Origin of the sequence: Actinoplanes sp. NPDC051633 (assembly GCF_040681735.1) — a bacterium.
GTDB lineage: Bacteria > Actinomycetota > Actinomycetes > Mycobacteriales > Micromonosporaceae > Actinoplanes.
Map to the genome: position 1 here is coordinate 1 of NZ_JBFAZH010000617.1, position 4,756 is coordinate 4,756.

5 protein-coding genes are annotated in these 4,756 nt (G+C 68.4%); all 5 read right to left on the bottom strand.

Annotated features, from left to right (window positions below; translation table 11 throughout):
* Window positions 1-697: phosphate ABC transporter ATP-binding protein (locus AB0M20_RS28015; protein ID WP_364303183.1), on the bottom strand; the 697-nt coding region annotated here is incomplete at its 3' end.
* Window positions 698-709: 12 nt separating this feature from the next.
* Entirely contained in the window at window positions 710-1,795 is a 1,086-nt protein-coding gene (pstA, locus tag AB0M20_RS28020) for a phosphate ABC transporter permease PstA (protein ID WP_364303186.1), read from the bottom strand.
* Entirely contained in the window at window positions 1,792-2,859 is a 1,068-nt protein-coding gene (gene pstC, locus AB0M20_RS28025; RefSeq protein ID WP_364303188.1) for a phosphate ABC transporter permease subunit PstC, read from the bottom strand. The genes pstA and pstC overlap by 4 nt, the downstream gene beginning before the upstream one ends.
* 45 nt (window positions 2,860-2,904) lie before the next feature.
* Entirely contained in the window at window positions 2,905-3,999 is a 1,095-nt protein-coding gene (gene pstS, locus AB0M20_RS28030; RefSeq protein WP_364303190.1) for a phosphate ABC transporter substrate-binding protein PstS, read from the bottom strand.
* A gap of 182 nt (window positions 4,000-4,181) precedes the next feature.
* Window positions 4,182-4,756, bottom strand: a 575-nt coding sequence (gene mshD / locus AB0M20_RS28035; protein ID WP_364303192.1) for a mycothiol synthase, incomplete at its 5' end; no start/stop codon positions are given.

Consider the following 4,756-nt stretch of genomic DNA (forward strand, 5'->3'; position numbering starts at 1 on the left):
CGATGAGGCGGCCGGGGTCGCCGGTCTTGTCGATCGAGAAGAAGCCGGTCTTGTCGCTGACCCGCGCGGCCTGCTGCATGTTGTGCGTGACGATGATGATCGTGAAGCGGTCCTTCAGCTTGAACATCAGGTCCTCGATCGCCAGCGTCGAGATCGGGTCGAGCGCCGAGCAGGGCTCGTCCATCAGCACGACCTGCGGCTCGACCGCGATCGTGCGGGCGATGCACAGGCGCTGCTGCTGACCGCCGGAAAGGCCGGCGCCGGGGCGTCCCAGGCGGTCCTTGACCTCGTCCCACAGGTTCGCCGACTTCAGCGACTGCTCCGCGGCGTCGTCCAGCGCCGACTTCTTCTTGACGCCGTTCAGCTTGAGACCGGCCACCACGTTCTCGTAGATGGACATCGTCGGGAACGGGTTGGGCCGCTGGAAGACCATGCCGATCATCCGGCGGACCGCGGTGACGTCCACGTCGGCGTCGTAGATGTTCTGGTCGTCGATGGTGAGCCGGCCCTCGATGCGGGCGTTGGGCAGCACCTCGTGCATGCGGTTGACCGACCGCAGGAAGGTCGACTTGCCGCAGCCCGACGGGCCGATGAGGGCGGTGATCGTCTTGGGCTCGACGGTCATCGAGACGCTGTCGATCGCCTTGAACGAGCCGTAGTACGAGGAGACGTTGGACGCCTCGATGCGCTTGGCCATGGGGGATACCTCTTATTTCGACAGTCTGTTGCGGCGGGCGAGCAGCTTGGCGGCGATCGTCAGGATCAGCACGATGGCGACCAGCGTCAGTGCTGCCGTCCACGCGCGGGCCGGGGCGTATCGGGAGGCGTCACCGGCCTGCTGGTAGACGAACAGGGCGAGCGACGCCTGGTTGCCGGCGAACGGGTCGAAGTTGATCGCCGCGGCGCCGCCGGCGACGAGCAGCACCGGCGCGGTCTCGCCGGCCGCACGGGCGACTGCGAGCATGACACCGGTCACGATGCCGGGCAGAGCGGTCGGGATGACGACCTTCACGATCGTCTTCCACTGTGGTACGCCCAGCGCGTACGCCCCTTCGCGCAGAGGCCCGGGCACGAGCCGCAGCATCTCCTCGGTGGACCGCACGATGGTCGGCAACATCAGCACCGTCAGCGCGAGGGACGCCGCGAAGCCGGAGAATCGCGGCTGGCCGTCGTTGAACCACGGGCTGACGATGAGCACCCAGAACGCCAGCACGAACAGTCCGGCCACGATCGACGGGATGCCGGTCATGACGTCGACGAAGAACCGGACGGTCAGAGCGAACTTCCCCCGGCCGTACTCGACGAGGTAGATCGCGCCCAGCACGCCCAGCGGCACGGCCAGCAGCGTGGCGATGCCGACCTGCTCCAGCGTGCCGATGATCGCGTGGTACGCGCCGCCGTTCGGGTCGCGCGCGCCGATGTTGTTCATCGAGGAGCCGAAGAAGTCGCCGTCCAGCCGGGACACGCCCTTGGACACCAGCGTCCACACCACCGAGGCCAGCGGCAGGATGGCCAGCAGGCAGGCGGCGTAGATCAGCGATTTCCACATCCGGTTACGCGCCGAGCGGCGGCCCTCGACGCGGGTCGCCGCGACGGACAGCCCGATCAGGTAGACGACGCCGGCGAGCACGAGCACCAGCACCCAGCCACCGATGTCCGTGCCGAGCACCAGCGCCGCCGAGACGGCGATCGCCGCCACCGCGATGACCGCATTGATCACCGGCGAGAGCTTGCGCCCACGCAGGTTGTCCGGCGTCATGACGACGTCCTGGATTTCGTCCTTGAGAAGGCTCATGCCGCACTGTCCCGGAACTCGCGGCGGCGGTAGATGATCGCCCGCGCAGCCATGTTGACCACCAGGGTGATCGCGAACAGCACCAGGCCCGAGGCGATCAGAGCGCCGCGGCCGGTGGCGTTCGCCTCACCGAAGGTGTTGGCGATGTTGGCGGCGATCGTGTTGCCGCCGTTCTGGATCAGGTTGAACGAGATGTCGAAGACGATGCCCAGGGTCAGCGCCAGCGCGATCGTCTCGCCGAGCGCGCGGCCCAGGCCGAGCATGACCGCGGCGATGATGCCGGGCTTGCCGTACGGGAGCACCGACGTGCGGATCATCTCCCACTTGGTGGCGCCCAGGGCCAGCGCGGCCTCCTCGTTCATGCCCGGGGTCTGCATGAACACCTCCCGGGACAGCGAGGTGACGATCGGCAGCACCATGATCGCCAGCACCAGGCTGCCCAGCAGGATCGACCGGCCGAAGGGCCCGTTCCCGCCGAAGATCGGCAGCCAGCTGAAGTACTCGTTGAGCCACACCGAGAAGTCGCGCACGGGGTTGAGGAACACGTCCCGGCCCCACAGGCCGAAGACCACACTGGGCACGGCGGCGAGCAGGTCGATGGCGAAGCCGAGCGGTGTGGCCAGCCGCTTCGGCGCGTAGTGCGACAGGAACAGCGCGATGCCCAGCGCGACCGGCACCGCCACCACCAGCGCGATGATGGAGGTCAGGACGGTGCCGAAGGCCAGGGCCGCGATGCCGAAGCGGGGCTGCGTCTCGTTCGGGAACCACTGCTTGAAGGTCAGGAAGTTCTCGGTGTCGGCCCGGAGCGCGGGCACCGCCTTGGAGATCAGGAAGATCGCGATGGCGACGATGATGACCAGCACCATCGCGCCGGCCGCGGTGCTCAGCCCACGGAAGCCGGCCTCCACGCCGAAGCGCTTCTTGGTGGGTAGTGCGCCGCCGCCACCCATCGGGCCGGCGGGGCCGCCCGGCGATACGCCGGTGCCGGCGACCCGGGTGTGGCGTCCTGCCACAACCGAGCCACCGGCTCCGCCACTCGCCGAGCGGGAGGGGATGTCACCCATTCGCTCGCTCACTGTCGTCTAGATCGTCGAGAGGGGGGAGAAACGTCAGGCGATGGCCGCGACAGCGGTCTCCACCTTGGCGCGGACCGCCTCCGGCAGCGGGGCGTAGCCCAGCTCGCCGAGCGCCTGCTGACCGCCGGTGCTGGCGGTGTAGGTCAGGAAGCCCTTGATGGCGGCGGCCTTGGCGCTGCCCTTGCTGCAGGCGATCTCGTACGTGACCAGCACGATCGGGTAGGCGCCCGGCTCGGTGGTCGCGTAGTCGATGTCCAGCTTGAGGTCGTTGCCGGTGCCGGCCACCTTGGCGCCCGCGATGGTCTTGCCGGCGCTCTCACCGGTCAGCTCGGTGTACTCACCCGCGCCGTTCTTGATCTTCGCGGTCTTCAGGTCGCTGTTCTCGGCGAACGACAGCTCGACGTACGAGATGGTGCCGACGGTGCTCTTCACCTGGCTGGCCACGCCGTCCGACTTCTGCGCGCCGGTGCCGCCCGGAGCCTTCCAGGTCTTGGCGTTGCCGAAGGTCCAGACCGACTCGGCGGTCTTGCTCAGGTACTTGGTGAAGTTGTCGGTGGTGCCCGACTCGTCACCGCGGTGCACGGTCTGGATCGTGGTGTCCGGCAGCTTGGCGCCGCTGTTCTCACCCGCGATCTTCGCGTCGTTCCACTTGGTGATCTTGCCGGCGAAGATGCCGGCCAGCGTCTCCGGGGAGAGCTGCAGGCCGTCGACGCCGTCCAGGTTGTAGACGACGGCGATCGGGCCGATGACCATCGGCAGGTTGAGCGCCTGGCCGCCGGCGCACTTGGCGTCGGCCTGCGGCTGCTCCTCCTCCTTCAGGGCCGAGTCGGAGCCCGCGAAGTCGGCGGTGCCGGCGATGAACGCCTGGATGCCGGCGCCGGAGCCGGTGCCCTCGTAGCTGATCTTCGCGTCGGCGCACTGACCCTGGTAGGCCTTGATCCACTCGTCCATCGCGTTCTTCTGAGCGGAGGAACCCTGGGCCGTGATGTTGCCCGCCACGCAGTTCGCGTTGGCCGCCGAGGCAGCGCCGGACGACGACGGCGCCTCGTTGTCCGACCCGCACGCCGCGAGCGTGAGAGTCGCAGTCAAAGCAATGCCGGCCACGTAGCCGACCCGCTGGAGCTTCACAGTTTCCCCTTCGAATGGATTGCACGCCGGTCTCTCACCGGTCCACTCGAAAGCTAAAAGGAGGAGGTGACTGGCCACCGGGCCACAAATGAACGAGGGGTGAACAGGTAGACCCCGGCGGATGGCCGTCGACTGAGGATGTGTTGTCCGTTACGTGAACCGACCGGCGAGCTACTCGTTCATCAGCCTTTGCGGTGGTACATGACGTCCGTCGCGTGGACGCCGAATCCCAGCCCTTTGTACAGAGCCACGGCGGCGGGGTTGTCCTCGTCGACGTAGAGCATCGCGGTGGTCAGGCCCTGCTCCGCGAGATGCCGGAGGCCGGCCACACTGAGTGACTTGCCGAGCCCGCGCCGATGCCCGTCCGGGTCCACGCCGAGCACGTAGATCTCGCCCAGCGCCGGTTCGGTCGCGGTCGCCGGGTGCACCTTGGTCCAGTGGAAGCCGAGCAGGTTGTCCTCACCGTGCTCATCGGGTTTGGCCACCGCCAGCAAGAAGCCCGCGGGGTCGAACCACGGCTCCGCCTCGCGCAGCGCCAGATCGCGCTCGGTCCAGCGGCCCTGCTCGGGATGGTGGGCAAAGGCCCGGGCGTTGACCGCCAGCCACGCCTGCTCGTCGTGGCCGGGACGGAACTCACGCACCGTGACGCCCTCGGGCAGCCGGCCGGGCGGAAGGTCGTCGACGCTCAGCGGCCGGCGCATCTGGAAGAGCACCCGCGCGCGGTCGAAGCCGTTGGCGGCGGCGAAGGCGCGCGCGC

Bases quoted from the DNA above. Each gene is read 5' to 3' on its own strand.
- pstA (WP_364303186.1), bottom strand. From the start codon at position 1,795: ATGAGCCTTCTCAAGGACGAAATCCAGGACGTCGTCATGACGCCGGAC.
- pstC (WP_364303188.1), bottom strand. From the start codon at position 2,859: ATGGGTGACATCCCCTCCCGCTCGGCGAGTGGCGGAGCCGGTGGCTCG.